Raw genomic sequence first — 23,322 nt, 5'->3', positions numbered from 1 at the left:
TGCGTTTCGTCCCGGCGGGCGAGCGCGTTTGTTCTTCACAGGTGTTCTTCAGAGGGTTGGAAAAGGCATGAGGAGCAAGGTTGGCATGAAGGCTCATTCGAGCAGGCTGGCGTCCGTTAGTTTTGAAGGCTTTCGTCTGGATACGGTGAACGAATGTCTTTGGCGGCTGGATTCCTCCGGCGCGACAACCGGGCGGATCGACCTGACGCGCAAGACCTTCGGCGTGTTGCGGTTTCTGATCGAGAATCGCGGTGCGCTGATCACTCATGATGCGTTGCTCGAAGCCGTGTGGCCCGATGTGCATGTGCAGCCCGAAGTCGTGAAGAGCCACATACAGATGATCCGGGCGCGGCTCGGCGATAGCGCGCAGCACCCTCGCTACATCGAAACATTGCGCGGACGCGGCTATCGTTTCGTCGCGCCCGTCGAGATTCCTGTCACGGAACTTGTGCCGGCCGTGAGCGAAGAGAGCTTCGGTGGCTTTGCCGGGCGCAAGAGCGAACTGCAGCAACTGTGCGCCGCCATGGACCAGGCCCGATGCGGAAACACTCAGATCGTGGTGGTTACCGGTGAACCAGGCATCGGCAAGACAGCATTGCTCAGGCAGTTCGTTGCCGCACAACGGTTCGAACGTGACGACGTGTGGGTTGCCGAAGGGCATTGTGTCGAGGGCTATGGCGGCACGGAGCCGTTTTATCCGGTTCTGCAGGCGCTCGGCCAGCTTTGCCAGGGAACCCGCGGCAGCGAGGTCGTGAAAGCACTGGTGACGCTCGCGCCCACGTGGGCATGGCAGCTCCCGGGCCACGTGGCGAGTCAGGTGCGCGAGTCCCTGCACCGGCAGCTTCCTGGTGCGTCGCGCGAACGCATGCTGCGGGAGATCCGGGGCTTGCTCAGCGCTCTGACGCAAATGCAACCGCTGCTTCTGATATTCGAAGATCTTCATTGGGCCGACTATTCGACCGTCGATTTTCTGGCGGCGCTGGCGCGCCAGCCAGGCGCGTTGCGTTTGATGGTTGTCGTCACTTACCGGCCAGACGAGGCGGCGCTGACCGAACACCCCATCGAGCAACTGCATCACGAGCTTGCGCTGAGGGGGCAATGCCGTGAGTTGGCGCTGGGGCCGTTGCCTCGCGATGCGGTGGTTGCGTGGCTGACCGACCGCGATCACACCGACCCTGCCGAGGAAGAACTGTCTTATCTCATCGCGCAACGTTGCGGCGGCAATCCGCTGTTTATGCGGGCGACCCTTGCCGATCTCGTGGAGCGCGACATGGTCCGCAAGACGGCGACGGGCTGGCGGCCGCTGGCGCCGCTCGCGACGATCGGCGCGGCAGCGCCAGATACGATCACCCGGACGCTCGAGGGTCGAATCCGGCGCCTCGGCGCCGACGAACGGAATCTGCTTGAGGCCGCCAGCGTGGCGGGGCTCTACTTCACATCGGCGACCGTGGCCGAGGCCGCGGGTCTGTCGGCGGAGCAGTTCGACGATCTTTGCGAGGCGCTGGCCCGCACTCAACGCTTTATTCAACGTAGTGGCGTGAAGCGCTTCCCCGACGGGGGAGCGGCGGCGATGTTCTGTTTTGACCATGCTCTCATTCGCCACGCATTCTATGGACGTCAAGGGCTGACTCGCCGCTCGCGTTTGCACCGGCAAATCGCGGAACGGATCGAAGCTATCTATGCTCGCGATCAGCGCGCGGAAGTGGCCTATGAGCTCGGCCATCATTTCGCCGACGCGCGAGACTGGCTCAAGGCGATCGACTATCTACGCATTGCGCTGCAAACCGCGAAGGTTCGCTTTGCGTATCGCGAGGCGCAGTCGATTCTCGACTTTGCCGCTTCGCTCACCACGAAGTTGCCGGCTGATTTGCGTCCGCTGAAAAGCTTTGAGTTTGCCGAGGCGCGCGCGTCGCTTTACGCAGCGGCGCATGATCCGCGCGCCGAGGCCGCCTGGATCGAACTGGAGGAGCAGGCACGCACCATTGGACGGCTCGATGCGCAATTACGCGCCATGCTCGGCCTCGCCTACGTGTTTAGCTGGAGCGACAGGCAACGTTGCATCGAGATGCTGAACGAAGTGCTGACGCTCAGCGCGTCGCATCCCGACTTGCGCGTCAGTGCGCTGGTGCGCGTGAGTGCCTACGTACGCCGGATCTGGACCGACGGCTGGTCGCATGCCGATCTGATCGAGTGCGAGACGGCGATGCGTGCGCTGCGCGACACGGGGGATCCCTTGCTGATCGCCCGCGCGAATATGGAGCACAGCATGCTGTGCATCATTTCCACCCGCTATCGCGAAGCCCTCGGCACGGTGCGGGCGAATTACCAGATCCTCTTTGAGCATGCGGTGGAACATCCGGGCTTCGACCTCGCGCGGGCGACGTGGATGGTCCGCTTGGGTACGGCGTGGGCACAGCTTTTCCTTGGTGAGTTAGGGCGGTCGATGGAATCGTTCGACCAGGGTATGGCGTCGTTCCACGAGAACGGCGACTATTTCGCGGCTCGCACACTCGAGGTCTATCGGGGCTGGTTGTTCGTGCACACACTGGACTACGAGTCGATCATTGAAATGTATGAACGCTTCGTGCCGGCTTCGAACCCGTCCGATCGGGTGGTGGAGGCCGACTCAGGCGCACTGTTGCCCGTGCAACATCGTGCGTGCATCGTGCTCGCGGGGCTCGCGTATATCGGATTGGAGGACGGCGCACGGGCCTTGTCGCTGTTCGCTGAAGCACAACGTCAGATGGACGCCACGCCCATCATGTTCGACTGGTATTGGCGGCTGTCAATCGAATGGGGTACCGCCGAGGCCGCGATGATGGCGGGCGACCATCGCACCGCGAGATCGCACGCCCACGCGTTCCTCAAGCTCGCCCTCGCCACCGAAGACCGCACGTGGCAGGCGCTCGCCTGGGAAGTCGTTGCGCGAGAGGCGCTCGCGAGTGGTGATCCGGTCGTTGCGCGCGAACACATCAACGCCGCGTTCGCGGCTACGGAAGGCTTCGACACCCCGCTGGCGGACTGGCGGCTTCACCGCACGGCGGCCGCGATTCACGAAGCCTGCGGCGACGCCGAACAGGCGGATGCGCAACAGCGCCATTTCATGTCGACGCTCGAGCGGCTGTCGAATTCCTTACCGCGTGGTAGTCAGATCGGCGAGCGTTTGCTCGCTCTTTCAACAAGCTGACACGTGCTTCAGGCATGCGGCATGGGGGAGCCGTGACGGCGCTGATCCCCCCGCAGGGTGATATCGGCTGAGAAGGAGTCGATGCAAGATAAATGAATTCCCCACCGATGAAATCAGCGCGATCCGAAGTGACGAACTCCGGTCGCGCGGTTCATATCGGCAGCGGATCATTTCATGCATAGAGCACTTTCAGGAGAGCCGACATGAGCAGGAAAGTTGCCGAAATCATTGTGGATACGCTCGCTTCGGCGGGCGTCAAACATTGCTACGGGATCGTGGGCGACACGCTGAATCTCATTGCTCATCACATCAATGAGAGCGATATCGAGTGGGTTCATGTGCGCCATGAGGAGGCGGGGGCGTTCGCTGCCGAAGCCGAAGCCATGTTGACCGGCAACCTCACAGCCGTGGCGGGAAGCTGCGGCCCCGGCAGCCTTCACTTCATCAATGGCCTCGTGGACGCCAACCGCAATCGGGCGCCGGTCATCCTGATCGCGACCCAGGTGGCGAGCGAGGAACTCGGCTTCAACTTTCCGCAGGAAGTCGACTTCAAGGCAATCTACGGATCGTGCAGCGTGTTCTGCGACATGATCATTACGCCGGAGCAGGCGCGGCGCAAAACGGTGATTGCCTGTCAGACCGCGATTGCAAAGGGTGGCGTTGCCGTACTGATCGTTCCGGTCGACATCGCCCATGCTGATGCCAGCGATAACGTCCCGTATTCGGTCCACACGAATGTGCCGGTGGTTCGGCCGAGTGACGCGGACCTTGACCGTGTCGCTGACATCCTCAATTCGGGCGAGAAGATCGCGATCTACGGAGGCTCCGGATGCCGTGGCGCGCACGCCGAAATCATGGCGGTTGCCGAGCGGCTCAAGGCGCCCATTGCGCACACGTCCCGCGCAAAAGACGCGCTGGAACATGACAACCCGTACAACGTCGGCATGACCGGCATTATCGGCGGCGAAGCAGGCTATCTGGCCGTATCCGAATGCGAAACCTTGCTGCTGCTGGGCGCCGACTTCGCATGGCGGCAGTTCTATCCGGAGAAGGCCAAAATCGTTCAGATCGACATGGCGCCCGATCATCTCGGCCGCCGGCATCCGGTCACGTTAGGCCTGGTTGGCGATATCAAGTCGACGATGGAGGCGTTGCTGCCGCGCCTTAAACCGCGTACGTCGACCGAGTTCCGCGACAAGCTCGTCGAACGGCATGCCCGCGCGGTGGAAATCCACCGGTCGAAGGCCGTTGCATCCAACCGCGGAACGATTCCTCCCATCTATCTGACCGAGCTGATCAACCGCTACGCAGCGAGCGATGCGCTCTTCTGCGCCGACGATGGCACGCCCACGGTCTGGCTCTATCGCCATATCGACACCAACGGAAAACGCCGGGTGTTTTCGAGTCTGCTTCACGGCACGATGGCGGCGGCCTTGCCGATGTCAATGGGGCTGCAGAAGTGCCAGCCTGGACGCCAGGTGATTTCGATGTCTGGCGACGGCGGTCTCGCGATGCTGTTCGGTGAGCTCATGACGGTCGTGCAGGAGAAGCTGCCCGTCAAGGTGGTGGTGTTCGACAACGGCAAGCTGGGGTTTATCGACATCGAGCAGAAGTCCGAAGGCATGCTTCCGCTTTATACGGGTCTGCAAAATCCGGACTTCGGTAAGGTCGCTGAGGCGATCGGTTTGTGGGGGCGCACGGTGTCGAAAGCCGATGAGCTCGAAGAGGCTGTCATCGCATGGTTGAACGAACCGGGTCCCGCGCTTCTGAACGTCAAGGTCGACACGATGACGCTCGTGATGCCGCCGAAGATCGAATGGGGTTCCGCGTACGGAATGGTTCTGTATTCGGCGAAAGCCATGCTGCAGGGGCAGTCCGCCGATGTGTTCGCGATGATTCGCGAGAATCTATAGGACGTGCTGGGGTAGGGGCGGCGGTGGATGAATCGATCGCCGCCTTTACGATCGCGCGGAGCCTAAGGATCGGTGCGCGCGAAGCATCCTCATGTCCCTGTTTGGCTGTCTCGCACTGGCAGGAGTAGACTCGCCGGGGTTGCTCCGTGATACCACGCCGATCGTCGTCTTGCGCCGACAAGTGCGCGTGAACAGGAGGAGTCGAAAACACAGTTCGAGTGGCGTCGGGGAATTTGAAAATGCGTCTGTCAAAGGTTGATCTGAATCTCTTCGTTGTCTTCGAAGCCGTCTACCGAACACGAAACCTGACGCGTGCAGCGGAAATGCTGTTCATCACTCAGCCTGCTGTCAGCAATGCGTTGGCACGGATGCGCAAAACATTCGACGATCAGCTGTTTGTGAGCACGTCGGCCGGCATGATGCCGACGCCCGTTTCGGAAAACATCATTGGCCAGGTTCGTGAGGCGCTGCAGCTGCTCGACTCGAGTACGCATGTCGGCGGACGGTTCGACCCCGCCTCGTCCGAGCGTACATTCCGGCTCAGCATGACCGACCTGACGGAGGCGCTTCTACTGCCTGCGCTTGAAGAGGTGCTGCAGCGACTGGCGCCCGGCATTCGTATCGAGAGCTACTTCACGACGCGTAAAGAGGTTCCGGAAGCGCTAGCCAGCGGTGCGGTCAATCTCGCGATCGACGCGCCGCTGATTGACGATCCTTACCTCGAGCAGGAGCCGCTGGGCCGCGACCGCTATGCATGCATGCTGCGTCGCGACCATCCGTTTACCAAGAAGAAGCTGACGATCGACGACTACCTCAGCTTCGGTCATATTCACGTATCCAGCCGCCCCCAGGGATCGGGTCTCGTCGATGCGGAACTGACCAGGCTGGGCGTCAGGCGATCGATTCAGACGCGGGTTCAACACTATCTGGTCGCCCCGTTGATCGCGATGCGAACCGATCTCGTGCTCACGGCCCCCCTTGTGCTCCTCAAGCGCTACGACGCGCGAATCCTGGCGCTGCCGTTCGATCTGCCGGATCTTCAGTCTCATGGCTACTGGCATCGAAGCGTGACGGGGGACCCGGCTCATCGTTGGCTGCGCGAGCAGGTTGGCCGGCTTATGCTGGAAATGAACCAGTAGAGCGGTATGCGGGGATACAGGACATACGGGACACCCACGCCAGGTGTCACGAAAATCTATAGCCGACTATCACAACAATAAATTTCCTGAATGATGCGGCGCTGGGTATTCTGCTAGCCATGTTGAAGCGAGGATGGCATGGCAGAACTCTATCTTGTACGGCATGGTCAGGCGTCTTTCGGCGCTGACAACTATGACGAGCTATCACCCTCCGGTCGTACCCAATCAGGTTGGCTCGGCGAGTACTTCGCGCAGGCGGATTTGCGGTTCGATCGCGTTGTCATCGGCACGATGCAGCGGCATCGGCAAACCGCCGACGCTATTCTCGCCGCCATGGGCGGCCCGCAAATCGAGCTCACGCAAGACGCGGGTTTGAACGAATACGACTTCGAGGCATTGTTCGCGGCCTTGGGCGATGAGGGCTTGCCGTCAGGTTTGTCCGCCACCCGTTCAAAAAAGGACTTCTACAAAGGGCTCCGGCACGTGCTGCAACTCTGGGCCGACGACCGCTTGCCTGGCGCTGTTCCAGAGACATGGCAGCAATTCCAGACGCGTGTCCAGCGTGCGCGCAGCGATATCCAGCGGGCTGGCGGCAGGCGCGTTCTGGTGGTGAGCTCGGGTGGCCCGATCGCGGTCACCGCCCAGCAGGTTCTGCAGGCGCCCGCCGCGACCGCGATTGCACTGAACCTGCAGATTCGAAACAGCAGCGTTTGCCAATATGTCTTCAACGACGACGCGATGTCGCTCGTCAGCTTCAATTCCGTGCCGCATCTCGAACATGCCGAGAGGCGTGAATTTGTCACCTACGGCTGACCTCAATCCGGATTCCTGCTAGATGAACCACCCCAGCTTCCAATTCGACGTCGAAGATCTCACACGTTATCTGACGGCGCACGTGCCCGGCTTCCAAGGGCCGATGTCTGTCGAGAAATTCCCCGGCGGCCAATCCAATCCGACGTTTCTTCTGAAGGCGCAAAGCGGAAGCTATGTACTGAGGCGTCAACCTCCCGGCGACTTGCTCAAGGCGGCTCATGCGGTTGATCGTGAGTTCCGCGTGATATCGGCGCTCGGCCGGACACCGGTTCCTGTCGCCCGCGCGTATCACCTGTGTGAGGACCGCGAGGTTATCGGTAGCCTGTTTTACGTCATGAGCTACGAAGACGGGCGAATCTTCTGGAACCCGGCGCTGCCCGATGTGCCAGTCGAGGAGCGTGGCGCGATCTACGATGCACTGATCGGCACGATGGCCGCTCTTCACGACGTGGATATCGACGAAGCCGGATTGTCCGACTACGGCCGCCCGGGGAGCTATTTCGAGCGCCAGATCGACGTCTGGACCAGGCAATATCGCGCCGCGCAGACCGATACCCTGGAGGCCATGGAGTCGCTGATCGAGTGGCTGCCTGCGCACTGTCCGGCAGAAACGGGAAAGCCTTCGCTCGTGCACGGCGACTTCCGTATCGACAACATCATTTTCATGCGTGATGCGCCTCAAGTCCGTGCCGTTCTCGATTGGGAGCTCTCCACGCTCGGCAATCCTCTGGCTGACATCGCGTACTTCTGCATGTGTTTGCGGCTTCCGCCCGGCAGCCATATCGCGGGACTTGCAGGCCTGGATCGAAGCGCGTTGGGCGTGCCCGACGAGGCCTCGATCGTCGAGCGATATTGCGCGCTCCGGGGCATTTCTTCGATTGAGAACTGGAACTTCTACCTGGCGTTCAGCTTCTTCCGGCTCGCCGCGATCGCACAGGGCGTGAAGAAGCGGGCCTTGAGCGGCAACGCGTCGAATGAAAAAGCGCGGCAAGTGGGGGAGATGGCCGGAGCGCTTGCGAAGATGGGCATCGACCTGATCTGAAGACAGGCAGGAAACATGGAACGTAGAAATAGGAATGCAGATCGTGACTACTAATTTGTTTGACCTGAATGGAAAGATTGCGCTGGTGACGGGCGCGAGCCGGGGCATCGGCGAAGAGATCGCCAAACTGCTCGCGGAGCAGGGCGCCCACGTGATTGTGTCGAGCCGCAAGCTGGAAGATTGCGAATCGGTGGCAAACGAGATCAAGGAGGCGGGCGGGAAAGCTGAAGCGTACCCGTGCCACGTGGGGCGTCTCGAGGACATTCAGGCGATCTTCCAGCATATTCGGGCACGGCATGGCCGTCTGGACATTCTCGTCAACAACGCGGCGACCAATCCGTATTTTGGCCACATTCTCGATACCGATCTGTCGTCCTTCGAAAAGACGGTGGAAGTCAATCTGCGCGGTTACTTCTTCATGTCCGTCGAGGCGGGCAAGCTGATGCGGGAGAACGGCGGCGGCGCGATCGTCAACACGGCTTCGGTCAATGCATTGCAGCCTGGCGACAGGCAGGGCATCTACTCGATCACCAAGGCCGCCGTCGTCAACATGACACGAGCGTTTGCGAAGGAGTGCGGGCCGTTGGGGATTCGCGTGAACGCGCTGCTCCCCGGATTGACCAAAACGCGCTTTGCGGGCGCGCTGTTCGCAGACCAGGCCACATATGAGAGCTGGGTGTCGCAGATTCCGCTGCGACGCCATGCGGAACCGCGTGAGATGGCGGGTACGGTGCTGTACCTGGTGTCCGACGCTGCGAGCTATACCAACGGAGAGTGCATCGTCGTCGACGGTGGACTGACGATCTAGTCATGGGGTCGAGGCACGCTATAGGCCGCGCGTTTGACCCATGCCTCGACGACACTAATCAGATTATGGAAGAGTAAAAATGGACTTTGCATACAGCCCGAAAGTCGAAGCGCTGCGCACCCAGGTGCGTGCGTTCATGGACACGCACATCGTTCCGCGCATCCGGCAATGGCACGATGAAGTGAGTGCCGGTCAGTATCCGGTTTCCTTTATGGAGACCTTGAAGGACAAGGCGCGTGAAGAGGGTCTCTGGAACCTGTTCCTGCCGCATCTGCGCGATGACGAGCCCGGTACCCGCCTGACCAATCTCGAATACGCACCGCTCGCTGAGATCATGGGGCGGGTGTCGTGGGCGTCCGAGGTGTTCAACTGCAATGCGCCGGATACGGGCAATATGGAATTGCTCCATATGTTTGCCACGCCCGCTCAGCGCGAGAAGTGGCTCAAGCCATTGCTCGACGGCAAGATCCGTTCGGCGTTTGCGATGACGGAGCCGGCGGTGGCTTCTTCGGACGCGACCAATATCACCACGTCGATTCGTCGTGACGGGGACGACTATGTCATCGATGGCCGCAAATGGTTCATCACGAATGCAGCCCATCCGAATTGCCAGATCTTCATCGTGATGGGCAAAACGGATCCGGACGCGCCGAGCCACAGTCAGCAGAGCATGATTCTTGTGCCCCGCGATACACCCGGTGTCAAGGTGATCCGCAATATTCCGGTGGTCAATCACGTGGCGCCGGAAGGCCACTGCGAGATCGAGTTCAAAAACGTGCGCGTGCCGCGATCGAATCTTCTCGGTGAAGAGGGCAGTGGTTTTGCACTGGCACAGGCGCGTCTTGGGCCGGGACGGATTCATCACTGCATGCGCTCGATCGGCGCCGCGGAACTGGCGCTCGAATTGATGGTGGAGCGGGCCCAGGCGCGTACGGCATTCGGCAAAACGCTGTTCGAACATGGGACAGTCGCCGAGTGGATCGCGAAGTCCAGAATCGAAATCGACCAGGCAAGGCTGTTCGTTCTCAAGGCCGCGTGGATGATCGACAACGTGGGTGCGAAAGACGCACGCAAGGAGATCTCGATGATCAAGGCGCTCGTGCCGACTGTTCACACCGCCGTTTGCGAGCGGGCGATGCAGGTGTTCGGCGCGATGGGGCTGAGCCCCGACACGCCGTTGGCCGATAGCTGGACGTGGGGCCGTGCATTGCGCTTCGCGGATGGCCCGGACGAGGTCCACCTGCAGAGCATTGCACGGATGGAGCTCAAGACGCAGCCCTATGCGCCGGGCAAGGACAATCCTTACCTGACGCCGTCGGTGTAACGGATAGCGCCAGCTTCAAGGCTCGAGCTTGCTGAAGAACCTGGCGCGTCTTCACGCGTTCGCGCGTCCACGCGGTCCGGTCTCGCGTATGAATATAGCGAGCACCATGGCCAGCACGATGCCACCGAGCAGCCACGTACCGGCGTCCCGGAATGTGGACAGGTCCATTGTGCCGCCGTTCGCATGATGGGCGAGCAGTTTGCCGTACACGGGCGTGAGCAACGCGCTGAACGTGAACACCAGGAAATTGATCGCGCCGCTGGCGCTGCCTTTCACGTTGTCGGGGTTGACTTCCTTGATCACCGTGTAGGGCAGCATCGCCGCACCCGAGCCGATGCCGAGCAACAGGCCGAGCACGTAAGGCGGCGCCACGCCGGCCGGCAGATAGAAAATGCCGGTGGCCGACACCAGCATCAACAGCGCACCGCCGATCAATACCGGCTTGCGGCGGCCCAGACGGTCGGCCAGGTAGCCCAGCAACGGGCAGCCGATCACCCAGCCGAGCGGCACCATGCTCGCGCGATTGACGGCCTCTCCATAGCTGACGTTGAGACCGCTGTGCAGGAATGGAATGCCCCAGATCATGTCGCCAATCGTGGTCGGCAGGAACAGCAGGCCGGCGCAGAAGCCGCACAGGTAGGACTGCGGATTCGTGAGCACCTGCTTGTACGGCGCGAACATCTTCAGCCACGAGCCCTGGCTGGCCGGGCTGTCGTCATGGCCTGCCGGCGTCACGAATAGCACCAGTACGGCGATCACAAAGATCACGAGGCCGGACAGCCACCAGAATTGCTGCCATGTGATGAGGCCGTGAATCAGCGGCGCAACGGCGAACTGACCGGCGGAGCCGCCCAGCATGCCGAAGCATTGGGTGAACCCTACCGCCGTCGCAAGCGAGCGTGGAGGAAAGCCGTGCGTGGCGAGATACACCGCGCCGATAAAGCCGCACGCCGACCCCGCGCCTTGCAGCAGGCGCCCGACCTGCGCGGCCTCTACGCTGCCGAGGCCAAACAGCACCGCCCCCGCAGCCACGAGAACGATGCCGGCCGGAATGACCGCCTTGCCGCCGAGCCGGTCGAGCAGCGCGCCGCAAAGAATCGAGAACAGCGCATAGGTGTAGTAGTACAGGCCGACGAGTGCGCCCACACCCAGCGCATCACGCGCGAATGCCGCACTCAGCTCGGGCACCATCACGCCCGGCGCGGAGCGCAGCATGTACTGCATGAAGTAGAACGCGGCACAGAAAAGCCAGGCGATGACGAACCCCATGTGGATGGGCTCGCGCTCGGATGGAGCATCTACAGTGCCGGCGATTTTGCTGGACATGGTTCGCTTCCCATTGCGTAGATAACGGTCCCTACACGCGTGCGGACTGTCTTACCGGAACAGATTGACCTTGGCGAGGTCGATGAGCTGCTGACCGCGACCGTCCATGACGGCACGAAGCATGAACAAGCCAAAGTGGTAAGCCTGGTCGGCGCTGGTCGAGGGGGGCATCACGAGCTCCTGACGCGCGCTTACTACATCGACGAGCGCCGGGCCCGGATGGGCGAATGCTTCGCTTAGCGCGCCTTCCAGCTCCGCCGGGTGCTCGACCCGTATGCCTTTGATTCCGATCGCATTGGCCATCGCGGCGAAGTTCGGATTTTTCAGATCGCATCCCGTATCGACGAAGCCACTGGCCTTCATCTCCATTTCCACGAAGCCCAGCGTTCCGTTGTTGAGCACGACGACTTTGACCGGCAAGCCTGCCTGAATCAGCGTGAGAAATTCACCCATCATCATGGTGAAGCCGCCGTCGCCCGACATCGAAATCACCTGCCGGTCCCTGAAAGCGGCTTGCGCGCCAATCGAATGGAGGAGCGAGTTGGCCATCGAGCCATGATTGAACGAACCCACCAGGCGCCGTTTGCCGTTCATCTTCAGATATCGGGCTGTCCATGCGATGGGGGTGCCGACGTCGCAGGAGAAGATGGCATCCTCGTTGGCGAGTTCGCTGACGAGCCGGGTCACGTATTGCGGATGAATGGTGCTGCTGCCCGCTTCCGGCTCAGCCAGGGAATCCAGATTTGCGCGAGCCTTGCGATAGTCGTCGAGCGCGCGATTGAGGAAGCTGCTGTCCGTATTCTGCTGAACCATGGGGAGCAGTTCGGTGAGCGTATCCTTGACCGTTCCCAATACGCCAAGCTCGATCGGGCATCGATTGCCGAGGGCTTCCGCCCGTGTATCGACTTGCGCGATCGTCACGCCCTCCGGATAAAACTGCCGATAAGGAAAGTCGGTACCCAGCATCAGGAGCATGTCGCAGCTCTTCATCGCGGAATATCCGGAGGAGAATCCGACAAGGCCTGTCATGCCCACATCGAACGGGTTGTCGTATTCGATGTACTCCTTGCCTCGCAGCGAGTGCACGATTGGCGCCTGCAACTTGCGGGCGAGTTCTACGACTTCCGCGTGCGAATCCTTGCAACCCGCTCCACAAAGCAAGGTTACGCGCGACGACTGGTTCAACAGTAGGGCGAGTTTTGCGATGTCGGCGTCTGCGGGGCGAATCATCGGAGCGGACGGTGCGCTCCATTTCGGCGCAGGTTTTGTGAGCGGCCCGAGCGCCACATTGCCAGGTATCACGACAACAGCGACACCTTTACGTGCAACGGCCGTCCGGATCGCACGGCTCAGAATTTGCGGCAACTGGTCGGGATGGGTGACGAGTTCGACGTAGTGACTACATTCCTTGAAGAGCACTTCGGGATGAGTCGACTGAAAATAGTCGATGCCGATTTCCGAACTTGGAATATGCGCGGCGATAGCGAGCACAGGAACGCCGCTGCGTTGGCAGTCGAACAAACCGTTGATCAGATGCAGGTTCCCCGGGCCGCAGCTTCCGCAACAGACTGCGAGTTGCCCCGTGAGATGCGCTTCGGCGCCGGCGGCGAAAGCCGCGCTTTCCTCGTGGCGCATGTGAACCCATTCGATTGAACCTTCCCGGCGCAGAGAATCCGTGAATCCATTCAGCGAATCTCCCACCACGCCGAACACACGCTTTACGCCCGCATTGACCAGTGCACCAACCATGTAGTCGGCAGCTATCGTTGCCATTTCACATCTCCATAGATTAAGAATTGCTGCCGATCGGATGCGGTCAGAAGAGACGAAAGAAACGCATCCATCCTGCGTGAGCGCGTCGTCCATTTGAAAGGGGACGATGGAAACCCTGCTTCGTTATGCGACTTTCTGATGGTAGTTGGCCGCCCTGGAGGCGGCTATTACATGAAGCTGGTACGGGACTCGCGAGTCAATTCATATTCGATGTGCGCGAGAGGCGCGCAAGGCGGACAATGTGCGCGTCGAAGCGAAGTTCGGATGGCGACCGATGACAGAGGCGGGCCCGCTCAAGGCATTGACCGGATCTGAATCGTCAGAAGCCTTCTTCCAGAGAGACCGCTTCGAGGACCGTGGCCAGAATCATCGCTTCGATGTTGAGTGGTGTAGGTTGAACCCGCTTGGGTCGATATACGGCATGGCCTCTCTTAATGGCCTGGCCGCTCAGGGCGCAAACGCCGGCTTTCTTCGCGACGCAGCGCAGCCAATGCTGCTCGCCGTAGCAGCAGGACGTCGCGTCGCTCCACGCGACCGTTGCCGAGCTCCGCCCGCTGCGCTCCAGCACCCGGATAACGCATTTGCGGAAGTCGCTTTCGCCGCCCTGCCGACGCAGACAAGTGGACACAACCGGTGCCTGTATTTCGCTTTCATTCGAGAGGAGCGCCATGGTTGACTGCCACGTTCTGTCTGTTTCAAAGGGAGCTTGCATGATGCGGTTCCTCGATTCTCGTTAGACAAAAATGAGTGTCTGCAATGGAGCTGAAACGCAACAGAAAGCTCCATGTCATAGTCAAACGACCTTCATGCGCATTCCGGTCAGCCAGCGACGTCGAATGCCTGAAAAGATGCCGTGTGCGATCAATCTCTGGTCATGCAGCACCAGTGGATTGCCCTCAGGCTTATATGATTGGCCGGGGTTAGAGCTAACCCTCGACCTTGACTGGATGATAGGTAGCAGACTGGCAGGCCGCTATTACATGATTGTGGAGGGCGTCCCTTATTCGTCCTGCGCCACGATGCCCCGCTCAGATACCGGCTGCTCCGCTGGTCTCGACGTCCGGATACGCCGCGTCGTCGCTCAGGGCTGGCAGAACGACGCTAAAGGTCGATCCGTAGCCCGGGTTATTGGCGCCAATGAGATAACCCTCATGGGCTTCGATAATAGAGCGGGACACTGCCAGTCCGATGCCCATTCCCTTGCTCTTGGTCGTGACGAATGCGTCGAATATGCTGTCGCCACCCACGATACCTGAACCGTTATCGACCACCTCAAGCTGCACGGCGCCGTCCTGAAGCTCCCGTGCAGTAATGAGAATCCTGGGTGCGCGCCCTGAATTTTCCGTGGCCTCTATGCCGTTCGTGATCAGATTGAGCAGGACTTGCTGGATCTGTATCTGGTCGACGAACACTGGCGGCAGGCCATCAGGTAAATCGAGGTCGATGTCGGCGGCATGCCAGCTTACGTCTTCCCGTAGCAGCCGCACGGATTCGAGAACCATGTCTTTCACGTTACGTTTGCGCTTCTGGAATGATTGGCTCTTGAACAGCGCGCGGATGCTTTTCATCGTCTCGTCGGCGGAATGGGCATCCCGAACGACGCTTTCCGCTGAAGTCCTGGCTTCGCGCAAATTGGGCGGCGACGCCGCGAGCCACCGGTTGCAAGCCTGTGCGTTGGCGATAACGGACGTGAGAGGCTGATTGAGCTCGTGCGCGATGGAGGCGGAGAGTTCTGCAACCGTGGCAATCTGGGTTGCCCGGGCAAGTTCAGCCTGGGTGTGTCTGAGCCGGTCTTCTGCACGCTTGCGTTCGTCGATATCAAGACTGAGTCCATACCATTGAACAATGTTGCCGTCGGCGTCCCTCATTGCTTCACCCGTATGCTGGTGCCACCGGTAAGTCCCGTCTTTCCGGCGAAGCCGGGCAGCGTGGCAGTACGGTTCGCCGGTCTCGACCGACCGTTTCCACGACTGAACCATGGCGTCCACGTCGTCGGGATGACAGGTTTTCTGATAGCCGGGGCCCGCGAGCTGCGAAAGATCCAGGCCAACGAATTCGACGATTTTCCGGTTGATGTAAGTGAGCCCCCCTTGTGGGTCATTGCTCCAGAGCATGGCGGGAATGGTCTCGATCAGTTCGTGTAGCTGGTGCTCCCGCTGTTCGAGCACGGCTTCCGCTTGTTTGAGATCGTCGATGTCCGTACATACGCCGAACCAGTGCAGGATCCGCCCGTTTTCGTCGCGAAACGGTTCGCCGCGAGCGAGATACCAGCGCAGCGTTCCATCGGCGCCTGCAACCTGGTACGTGTCCTGGTACGACACACCTTCCTCAACGGCTTGCCGCCAGCGCGAGCGGACACGATGACGGTCTGCTTCAGGGATGCGGCGAAGTAACATTTCTCCGTCGAATTCTTCTTCGGTCGCTCCCATGAAGACGAGCATCTGCTGGCTCCATCTGTCGACTTTGCCTTCGGGTGTGGCGCGCCAGATCATCGCGGGCAATACATCGACGAGTCTTCGCAAATTGAGCTCTTCGGTGCGAAGAACTTCCTGAGCTAGCTGGCGCTCATGGATATCTGTCGACAGTCCATACCAGTTCACGATATCGCCGTTGGCATCGCGCATGGGCGTGCCTTTGCATTGAAACCAGCGATACGTGTTGTCGGCCGCGCGGAGCCGATGGACCGAGTCGTAAGGCCGCCCGCTGGCGAGGGAATCTTGCCAGACCTCAAGGATTGATGCAGCGTCGTCCGGGTGCACCAGCTCAAGCCAGCCACGTGCTCTCAGGTCTTCAAGCGCGAGGCCGGTGTAGTCCTCAGCGCGTTTGTTCACGTATTCCAGGCGACCATGAGCGTCCGTCCACCAGAGCAGGCTGGGAACATTTTCGGTCAGCCAGTTCAGTTGCGCTTCCCGTTCACGGATCAACTCTCTCGACTTGCATAGATCATCGATGTCGATGTTGACGGCGTACCACTTGTAGACGCTTCCGTCGTCATTGAAATAAGGCACGGAACGCGAGTGACGCCAGCGATAGTCGCTGTCATGATCGGCCCACCGGTAGGTTGTTTCGAATGTGCTCTTTTCCTGAATCGAGCGAAGATAGCCTTCCTTGATTCGCTCGCGGTCATCGGGATGAATAAATCGTAAAAAGCCGAGGTTCTGCATGCCTTCAAGCGTCGTTCCCGATTCCTCGAGAATCTGCTGATTGATGAAGTCGAAATCTTCCGCTGTGCGCGTTGCAAAACGGCCTGGTAGCCGGTCGAGGAGTTCTCTGGCTTCTCTCTCGCTTGCCGTTGGCACCTGGCGATCCTTGAGATCGAAATCATCACCCTTCGAGTGGGCCGTTGAGTCTGGCTGTTCGGTGTGGCGGGGGCGTCGGGAGACTAGTTCGGCACAAAGCCATGCCGCGCCGATTGCGATGGCGCAACGGCCGATCGAGCCGGAGGACAGAGGAGGGTAACCGGCAACCAGCATCGTGCCGGCGATCCCAAGCGAGACGAAACCTGCGGCGAGGCGCCCAAGGCTGCGGTCGAAGAAATGCGCGACCAGAACAACCAGTACGGGGCCGAGGCAGCTCGTGACGGGCTCGAGCAGGCCTGCCAATGTTGATGCGCCGGCTATGGCAACGCTGAGGGCGGCAACCCGGGACACGCGTGGTATCAACACGGTAAGCATGTCAACCTCGGAATTCGTCGACGTATTGGATAGTGGTACTCCGCATTTTCACATCAATACCGGGATTTTCCAGCGAAAAAACTCACTAGCTTGCAGGGTGAGTGGGAGGGTTGGCAGCTATTTCGTGTCGTACCGCGAGGTCTGGTTGCGCGCACTGTTGTGACGCGAGTCGAGTACGAGGCAATGGCGATAGGTCATACCATTGTGAATGGGGGCCTTTTCCTGAACTGCGAGGCAGGCAGTTCAGGAAAAAGATGAGATCAAAAGGGATCAATTTAAAACTTCGCATCGGAAGGCACCATTACATATTCATGTCGCATGGCTTCATGCATACGGCCAGGCTCGACCCGCGAGACCGAGGTTCCGTGCACGCTCAACCGCTCACGCGCATGTTTCAGTCGCCATTGTTTTGAGCCGGCCAATTATTGGAGGGTGTGCTTGCCGCCTCCCATTTATTGAAGCGATTCCCCAGGGTCGGGGGATGGTGGGCCTCTCCCCAATCCGGGGGATGGCAGGTAGCGTCGCGCCAGGCGACCATACGTGCACCGGATTGAGATTGAAACGTGCCTCGGGCCATAAGCCGTGGCTCCGGCGTGTCTTGTCTTTCGAAATCGTTCGTCCGTTCCTGATGGGTATCTATCCGTGTTAGCCAATGTTCCGCGAATCAGCGATTACATGCGGGAAAAAACCGTGTCGATCGCGGCCGATCTGACGCATGTTGTCGAGCGCACGCTGGCGATACTGACGCAGATGGACGGATACAGGATGCTCGCACCGGCGGCGCAACGGGACGTGCGCGAATCGGTCGGGCTGTCGGCCAAAGTCTGGTTCGAGACGCTGTTGTCGGGTGAACTTCCTTCGGCGCAGGACATGGACGTGTTTCGGGAAATCATCCAGCGACGTGAGCATCAACGCGTGCCGCTGCAGAGCCATCTGCAGGCATTGCGCCTGGGGTTGCGGGAAATCTGGCGCACCTACATCGCACTCGGCGAGTTGGACGAGCGGATTGCCAAAGAACTTCTGACTGACGTCTCGCTGTATCTGCTGGACCACTTCGATTTCATTGCGCAGACCATTGTGCGGGCCTATCTGGGTGAGCCATACCGCCAGCCGCGTTGGGCGGAGCTCGCCGTTGCCATCGAGGAGGGCGCGCGCCGTTCCGAAGGCGTGCGGCATCATCTCGTCGCGCTCCTCGAGCAGTTATTGGCCGAGCCGGACCTGCGCTCAAGGCTCGACGTCGAGCAGGTTCGCGAGTCTCGTGGTGCTGAAGGGGCGGGCGCGCAAGTGATGAAGTTCTTCGGCCTCGATGTGGACATCGACGACGGCGCGGAATTATCGAAGGCCTTGCGCGACGCGCAGGAGAGGCTCGCGCAGGCATCGCGCCTCGCGGCTGTGGCTGAACTCTCTGCCTCGATTGCCCACGAGCTCAACCAGCCGCTCCAGGCCATCGTGGCGCATGGGCAGGCCTGCGTACGATGGCTTGCTGCAACGCCGCCCAGACTCGACGAAGCCCGATACTCCGCTGAGCAGGTTGTGCGCGACGCGAATGCCGCGGCAGACGTTGTAAGCCGCATTCGCGCGCTTTTCAGGCACACGGCTCCGCAAAAGGTCGATCTCGATGTCAACAAGCTGATTCTTCAGGTATGCACACTGATGGCCGACGACATCCAGCACAACGCGGTTTCGCTCGAGACAGTGCTCGGCGAGGACGTGTCGAAGATCAGCGCCGACGCGGTTCAGATTCAGCAGGTGATCGTCAACCTCGTGCGCAATGCAATTGAAGCGTTGGCGGCAACGGAGGAGCGACCGAGGCTGCTGGTGATCCGCTCACGCCGCGATGCCGGCAATGTGGTGGTGGAGGTGGAAGATCACGGTGCGGGGCAGGTGAACTTCGAGAAAATCTTCGAGCCGTTCTTTACCACGAAGAAAACAGGTATGGGCATGGGTTTGGCAATCTGCAAGTCGATCGTGGAAGCACATGCGGGCCGGATTGGGGCCGTGCGCAATGTGTCTCGCGGCGTGACCTTCAGCTTCAGCCTTCCGATAGAGAGATCGAACGCAAGCTCACGTTGACGGTAGCCGAGGGTATTGTCAGCCGCGTCCGGCAATTAGCGTGATCGGCTGCGGTGTTATCGCGGCGTGACGGCAGCGCGCTGTATTCAGAAACCTTCCAAGCCTACCGTTTCACATCGGGCCGTGACATTACATATTTATGTAATGCCGAACACGGCTGCCAATTCTTCCGGGCAACGATTCCGGCGACTATAATTTTTTGTCGGCAGGACCACGTAAGAACAACATTCAGCGGCATTATCGTGGACCATCCGTGCCGACGTCAGACTGGGTTTTCACCAGGCAACGGAGAGGGCGCATGAAATCCGCAAGTGAGGTGGTGTATGTGGTCGACGACGACAGGCGCGTGCGGGAAGCACTCACCTCGTTGCTGCGCGCAAACGGAAGAGATGCCCGCGCATTCGATTCCGGCAGGGAGTTTCTCGAAACACCGCGCCAAAATGTTATTTCATGTCTGATTCTGGATTTGCGAATGCCTGGCATGAGTGGGCTGGAAGTTCAGAAACTCGTCAGGGACTCGCAGATTCCCGTCATTTTCATTACCGGCAAGGGCGATGTGCCTTCCACGGTCCTTGCCATGAAGGGTGGGGCGGTTGACTTCCTCACCAAGCCTCTCGATGAAGATGAGTTGATGCGCGTGGTTGCTGCGGCGCTCGCGCGGGCGCACGTTCTTCGCAAGGAGGCGGAAGATGCGGCGATGCTTCATGCGCTTTATCAAACGCTCACGCCGCGCGAGCAGGAGCTCCTGCCGCTACTCGCCAGCGGCCTGCTCAACAAGCAGGCGGCAGCAGTACTTGGGATTACCGAATACACGGTGCAGGTCCATCGCGGCCACATCATGAGAAAGATGCGAGCGGATTCGTTTGCCACGCTGGTCAGGCAGGCGGGAAAACTGCAGCTCGAAACATCGCCCATAACCACTTTCTGCGCCTGACCCAACGCCAATTCGGCGTTGGACCCGATGACCGGAGAAAAAAATGTCCACGCCTCCGGCTCGAACCGTTGCCGTGATTGATGATGACCGACGCGTTCTGACGTCTCTGGCGAATCTGCTGGCCTCCGGCGGGTACGGAACACGGGCCTACGAATCCGCTCTGGATTTTTTTGCCGACGGCTACGCGGGTCTGGTATGCGTCATTACCGATCTGGGAATGCGGCCCATTGACGGCATTCAGGTGCTCGATAGAACGGTTCATTCGGGCGTAGCCACGCCGGTCATCATTATCACGGGCAAGCCGAGCCAGCATACGGAAGACTATTACCTGCGCAGAGGCGCATTAGGTTTCTTCCGCAAACCGGTTGATGGAAATGCGTTGCTGGACATGCTGGATAGCATTGCTTAGTAATGCCGATGGCACTCGCCGTCAAATTTCCCCCAGCAGCGACCGTGTTTCTTCCGACGGCTCTGCGGTGAGTATGCTTTCAAAGCTGTCCATCAAGTTCGATACGGCGTATTGCGGGGACCAGAGCCCTCCCGAATCGCCACTGTCCCGGCTCGCTTCCCACGCTGCCAGCGAGGCATTGCCGTAGATGCCCACGAGCGACAGCCGGTGATCGACGATTGCCGGCGGAATATCGGCAAGCAGCTTCCTGAGCAGGGCGTTGCAACGCTGATAACCCAGATTCCACTTGTTTTCCAGCGCTTCCCGCAAGAACGCGCGGTCGTTCAACTGCAAGTTGGCGATCATGCGGATATACGTCGCCTGACCCGTGCGATCCGCCAATTCAAGCATCGGAAAGAGCAGCGCGCCTAATACCGCGCGCACGGTTATCCCTTCCTCCGCCTCCAGTCTGTCGAGCCGAGCCTGACGGTCTTCGTCGATCAGGCGCGCACCGTCGACGACCAGCTCACGTGCCAGTTCAAGTTTGTTGCCGAAGTAGTAGCGCAGCGAGGCGCTGTTGCGTTGTCCTGCGGCGGAAATGATGTCCTGCACAGAAACCCCATCCAGTCCGCGCAGCGCGAACAGGCGTTGAGCTTCCTCTTTTAAGCGAATTCGTGTCTCCGCTCCATCCGAGCGAAGGGTTTTCCCTAGCGTCGTCATTACTTTACCGTGTCGGGTTAATTAACTACACTGCAATAACTAACTCGGCAGGAGAAACTTAGCATGAAAGTCATAGTTGTTGGAGGAGGCATTGGTGGACTCACGACCGCTCTGGCGTTGCTGCGCCACGGTATCGAGCCGATTGTACTGGAGCGCGCCCCGCAATTGACCGAGGTCGGAGCGGGCGTCCAGATCGCTGCGAACGGCACGATCGTGTTGCGGGAACTGGGGCTCGAGCCGGCGCTGGCGAGCATCGCGACCGTGCCGGCGCGCTTTGACTACCTCGAATTGTCGACAGGGCGTCTCCTGTACGTGGCTCCTCTGGGCAAGGAAGCCGAGGCACGCTACGGCGCGTTGCTTTACAACGTCCACCGCGCCGACCTGATCGACCTGCTCGCGAAAGCCGTGCCGCCCAATGTGATCCGGCTGGGAGCGGAGGTTGCGTCGGTGTCCCAGGACGACGAAGGTGCTTACGTCACGCTGCAAAACGGCGAAGTGATTCGTGGCGACGCCGTGATCGGCGCGGATGGCATTCACTCTGCCGTTCGGACGGCTCTTCGGGGACCCGAAGAGAAGCAGTTCGCCAACATCCTGATGTGGCGCTCGCTTATCCCTGCTGACCGGCTCGCGGGCCTGAGGTTGCCGGTGGCGGGGAACAACTGGTTCGGCGTGGGCAGGAATATCGTTTCGTACTGGGTGCGCAAGGACCTCTACAGCATTCTTGCGTCGGTGCCAGCAACCGAAGTGAGCCGCGAGTCGTGGACGCAGTCCGGGGACGTGGCGCAACTGCGGCGCTCGTTCGAGGGGTCCGAACCGACCGTCCAGAAGTTGCTGGAAGCGGTGGACTCAACGTTCATCACGGGGATGTACCACCGGGACCCGATCGAGCACTGGAGTACCGGACGCATCGCGCTGCTCGGCGACGCCGCGCATGCAATGGTGCCGTACCTGGCGCAAGGCGCCTGCCAGGCAATCGAAGACGCCTGGGTCCTCGCCACCTGTCTCGGGAACCATGGCCCCGCCGGCGTTCAGGACGCGTTGCTGGAATACGAACGGCGCCGCCAGCCGCGTACGACGCGGATTCAGGCGGGCGCGCGCTTTGTCGTCGATTGGGCACACGAACCTGACGAGGCGCGTGTGCGTCAGCGTAACGGACGCCTGAAGGGACTCTCGCGCATCGATCCGCTCGCTGAGGCATCGTGGTCGTTCGCGTGGGGGCACAACATCCTCGAGGCCGTCAAGCTGCCGCCGGGCGAGGTCGTAGGTTTGAGCGCGGCACGCGAAGGAAAGCGGATGGCGCGCCCCGAGAGCCAGCGTGCTTTCGATCTCTGGAAGGGCGTGTTCAAGCCGGATGACATTGCGCGTGGCGACCGGGGGCAGCGCGCAGCCTATGAACGGTTTCTTCTGGAGCAGTTCCCCGCGCCGGCAAGCACCGAAGTGACGGACGTCGATCTTCACGGGGTGAGCGCGTTGCGCGTGGTTGCAGCGGGAGCAGGGCACAAGGCGACCGTGTTGCACTTTCACGGCGGCGGCTATGTGCTGGGAACGGCCAGAAGTTCGGTCGAATACGCAAGCCGTCTCTCACGCGCGCTGAACGGTCCGTGCTACACGGTCGACTATCGCCTCGCGCCCGAGCATCCGTATCCGGCGGCATTCGATGACGCATTCAGCGCCTATCGCGGCTTGCTTGCAGCGGGTGTCGATCCGTCGACAGTGTTTCTGAGCGGTGAATCGTCCGGGGGCGGCCTCGCTTTGGCGCTTGCTGCCGCGTTGCGTCGCGCGGGGCTGCCGTTGCCGGGCGGCGTCATTGCAATCTGCCCGCTCACTGACCTCACGCTTGGCGGACCCTCCGTCATGGCGAATTCCGGCGACGACCCGGCCGCGAATCGCGAGACGCTTTCCAATCTTGTCGCGTCGTACTTTCAGGGCCACGAGCCGACCGATCCAATGGTGTCGCCGTTGTTCGCGGACCTCGCAGATCTTCCGCCGGTGTTTCTTTCGGCAGTGGAGGGCGAAGTACTGGAAAGCGACACGACTCGTTTTGCGGAGCGGGCAAAGGCAGCCGGCGCGAACGTGACGTTGAAGATGGTGATCGATTCGGTTCACGTCTTCACGCTCTTCCCATTCTTGCCGGAAACCGCCGAGACGCTCGAAGAAATCGGCCAGTGGAGTCGCGAGCTCGCGATTTTCGCGTGACGCCGGCACCCG

The 23,322-nt window shown here is 60.5% G+C and carries 16 protein-coding genes; 11 read left to right on the top strand and 5 right to left on the bottom strand.

What is annotated here, in order from left to right; all coding sequences use genetic code 11:
* The first annotated feature begins 85 nt into the window (after positions 1–85).
* From R8871_RS26100 to R8871_RS26070, 7 genes are all read left to right on the top strand, one after another.
* Positions 86–3,187 (top strand): ATP-binding protein, encoded by a 3,102-nt coding sequence (locus tag R8871_RS26100; RefSeq protein ID WP_175053043.1) that lies wholly within the window; start codon positions 86–88, stop codon positions 3,185–3,187.
* Between the two features lie 203 nt (positions 3,188–3,390).
* Positions 3,391–5,100, top strand: a complete 1,710-nt coding sequence (locus tag R8871_RS26095; RefSeq protein WP_175053042.1) for a thiamine pyrophosphate-dependent enzyme — start codon at positions 3,391–3,393, stop codon at positions 5,098–5,100.
* 239 nt (positions 5,101–5,339) lie between these two features.
* A complete protein-coding gene (locus R8871_RS26090; RefSeq protein WP_175053041.1) occupies positions 5,340–6,239 on the top strand; it encodes a LysR family transcriptional regulator in 900 nt (299 codons plus the stop codon).
* 138 nt (positions 6,240–6,377) lie between these two features.
* Positions 6,378–7,052, top strand: coding sequence for a histidine phosphatase family protein (locus tag R8871_RS26085; RefSeq protein ID WP_175053040.1), 675 nt, complete (start codon positions 6,378–6,380; stop codon positions 7,050–7,052).
* Positions 7,053–7,074: 22 nt separating this feature from the next.
* On the top strand, positions 7,075–8,094 hold the full coding sequence (locus tag R8871_RS26080) for a phosphotransferase (RefSeq protein ID WP_175053039.1): 1,020 nt from the start codon (positions 7,075–7,077) through the stop codon (positions 8,092–8,094).
* Between the two features lie 43 nt (positions 8,095–8,137).
* Positions 8,138–8,902 (top strand): SDR family oxidoreductase, encoded by a 765-nt coding sequence (locus tag R8871_RS26075; protein ID WP_175053038.1) that lies wholly within the window; start codon positions 8,138–8,140, stop codon positions 8,900–8,902.
* Between the two features lie 79 nt (positions 8,903–8,981).
* Positions 8,982–10,226 (top strand): acyl-CoA dehydrogenase family protein, encoded by a 1,245-nt coding sequence (locus tag R8871_RS26070; RefSeq protein WP_175053037.1) that lies wholly within the window; start codon positions 8,982–8,984, stop codon positions 10,224–10,226.
* Positions 10,227–10,277: 51 nt separating this feature from the next.
* On the opposite strand, the gene R8871_RS26065 is transcribed toward R8871_RS26070, so the two are convergent.
* The 4 genes from R8871_RS26065 to R8871_RS26050 all read right to left on the bottom strand — a co-directional run bounded on the left by R8871_RS26065 (position 10,278) and on the right by R8871_RS26050 (position 16,999).
* The gene (locus R8871_RS26065) at positions 10,278–11,552 is read right to left on the bottom strand and encodes an MFS transporter (protein WP_175053036.1); all 1,275 of its coding nucleotides are present in this window, start codon (positions 11,550–11,552) and stop codon (positions 10,278–10,280) included.
* Between the two features lie 51 nt (positions 11,553–11,603).
* The gene (gene poxB, locus R8871_RS26060; protein WP_175053035.1) at positions 11,604–13,325 is read right to left on the bottom strand and encodes a ubiquinone-dependent pyruvate dehydrogenase; all 1,722 of its coding nucleotides are present in this window, start codon (positions 13,323–13,325) and stop codon (positions 11,604–11,606) included.
* A gap of 319 nt (positions 13,326–13,644) precedes the next feature.
* Positions 13,645–14,037 (bottom strand): DUF3331 domain-containing protein, encoded by a 393-nt coding sequence (locus R8871_RS26055; protein WP_175053034.1) that lies wholly within the window; start codon positions 14,035–14,037, stop codon positions 13,645–13,647.
* Positions 14,038–14,353: 316 nt separating this feature from the next.
* Positions 14,354–16,999, bottom strand: coding sequence for a PAS domain-containing protein (locus tag R8871_RS26050; protein ID WP_175053033.1), 2,646 nt, complete (start codon positions 16,997–16,999; stop codon positions 14,354–14,356).
* A 675-nt stretch (positions 17,000–17,674) separates the two neighbouring features.
* Between R8871_RS26050 and R8871_RS26045 the strand changes: the two genes are divergently transcribed.
* From R8871_RS26045 to R8871_RS26035, 3 genes are all read left to right on the top strand, one after another.
* Positions 17,675–19,072 (top strand): sensor histidine kinase, encoded by a 1,398-nt coding sequence (locus R8871_RS26045; RefSeq protein WP_175053032.1) that lies wholly within the window; start codon positions 17,675–17,677, stop codon positions 19,070–19,072.
* A 298-nt stretch (positions 19,073–19,370) separates the two neighbouring features.
* Entirely contained in the window at positions 19,371–20,006 is a 636-nt protein-coding gene (locus R8871_RS26040) for a response regulator transcription factor (RefSeq protein WP_175053031.1), read from the top strand.
* A 43-nt stretch (positions 20,007–20,049) separates the two neighbouring features.
* Entirely contained in the window at positions 20,050–20,415 is a 366-nt protein-coding gene (locus R8871_RS26035; RefSeq protein ID WP_175053030.1) for a response regulator, read from the top strand.
* Positions 20,416–20,436: 21 nt separating this feature from the next.
* Here R8871_RS26035 and R8871_RS26030 read toward each other — a convergent pair whose 3' ends face one another.
* A complete protein-coding gene (locus tag R8871_RS26030) occupies positions 20,437–21,114 on the bottom strand; it encodes a TetR/AcrR family transcriptional regulator (protein ID WP_175053029.1) in 678 nt (225 codons plus the stop codon).
* Positions 21,115–21,177: 63 nt separating this feature from the next.
* On the opposite strand from R8871_RS26030, the gene R8871_RS26025 reads away from it, so the two are divergent.
* Complete coding sequence (locus R8871_RS26025) at positions 21,178–23,310, top strand: alpha/beta hydrolase fold domain-containing protein (protein ID WP_175053028.1); 2,133 nt, start codon at positions 21,178–21,180, stop codon at positions 23,308–23,310.
* Positions 23,311–23,322: the final 12 nt, after the last annotated feature.

The organism is Paraburkholderia sediminicola (assembly GCF_902859805.1).
Taxonomy (GTDB): domain Bacteria; phylum Pseudomonadota; class Gammaproteobacteria; order Burkholderiales; family Burkholderiaceae; genus Paraburkholderia; species Paraburkholderia sediminicola.
This window is presented reverse-complemented; position numbering and strand designations above follow the sequence as displayed.

Coding starts and splice junctions, on each gene's coding strand:
- R8871_RS26100 (WP_175053043.1), top strand. CDS start 86: ATGAAGGCTCATTCGAGCAGGCTGGCGTCCGTTAGTTTTGAAGGCTTT.
- R8871_RS26095 (WP_175053042.1), top strand. CDS start 3,391: ATGAGCAGGAAAGTTGCCGAAATCATTGTGGATACGCTCGCTTCGGCG.
- R8871_RS26090 (WP_175053041.1), top strand. CDS start 5,340: ATGCGTCTGTCAAAGGTTGATCTGAATCTCTTCGTTGTCTTCGAAGCC.
- R8871_RS26085 (WP_175053040.1), top strand. CDS start 6,378: ATGGCAGAACTCTATCTTGTACGGCATGGTCAGGCGTCTTTCGGCGCT.
- R8871_RS26080 (WP_175053039.1), top strand. CDS start 7,075: ATGAACCACCCCAGCTTCCAATTCGACGTCGAAGATCTCACACGTTAT.
- R8871_RS26070 (WP_175053037.1), top strand. CDS start 8,982: ATGGACTTTGCATACAGCCCGAAAGTCGAAGCGCTGCGCACCCAGGTG.
- R8871_RS26065 (WP_175053036.1), bottom strand. CDS start 11,552: ATGTCCAGCAAAATCGCCGGCACTGTAGATGCTCCATCCGAGCGCGAG.
- poxB (WP_175053035.1), bottom strand. CDS start 13,325: ATGGCAACGATAGCTGCCGACTACATGGTTGGTGCACTGGTCAATGCG.
- R8871_RS26055 (WP_175053034.1), bottom strand. CDS start 14,037: ATGCAAGCTCCCTTTGAAACAGACAGAACGTGGCAGTCAACCATGGCG.
- R8871_RS26050 (WP_175053033.1), bottom strand. CDS start 16,999: ATGCTTACCGTGTTGATACCACGCGTGTCCCGGGTTGCCGCCCTCAGC.
- R8871_RS26045 (WP_175053032.1), top strand. CDS start 17,675: ATGCGGGAAAAAACCGTGTCGATCGCGGCCGATCTGACGCATGTTGTC.
- R8871_RS26040 (WP_175053031.1), top strand. CDS start 19,371: ATGAAATCCGCAAGTGAGGTGGTGTATGTGGTCGACGACGACAGGCGC.
- R8871_RS26035 (WP_175053030.1), top strand. CDS start 20,050: ATGTCCACGCCTCCGGCTCGAACCGTTGCCGTGATTGATGATGACCGA.
- R8871_RS26030 (WP_175053029.1), bottom strand. CDS start 21,114: ATGACGACGCTAGGGAAAACCCTTCGCTCGGATGGAGCGGAGACACGA.
- R8871_RS26025 (WP_175053028.1), top strand. CDS start 21,178: ATGAAAGTCATAGTTGTTGGAGGAGGCATTGGTGGACTCACGACCGCT.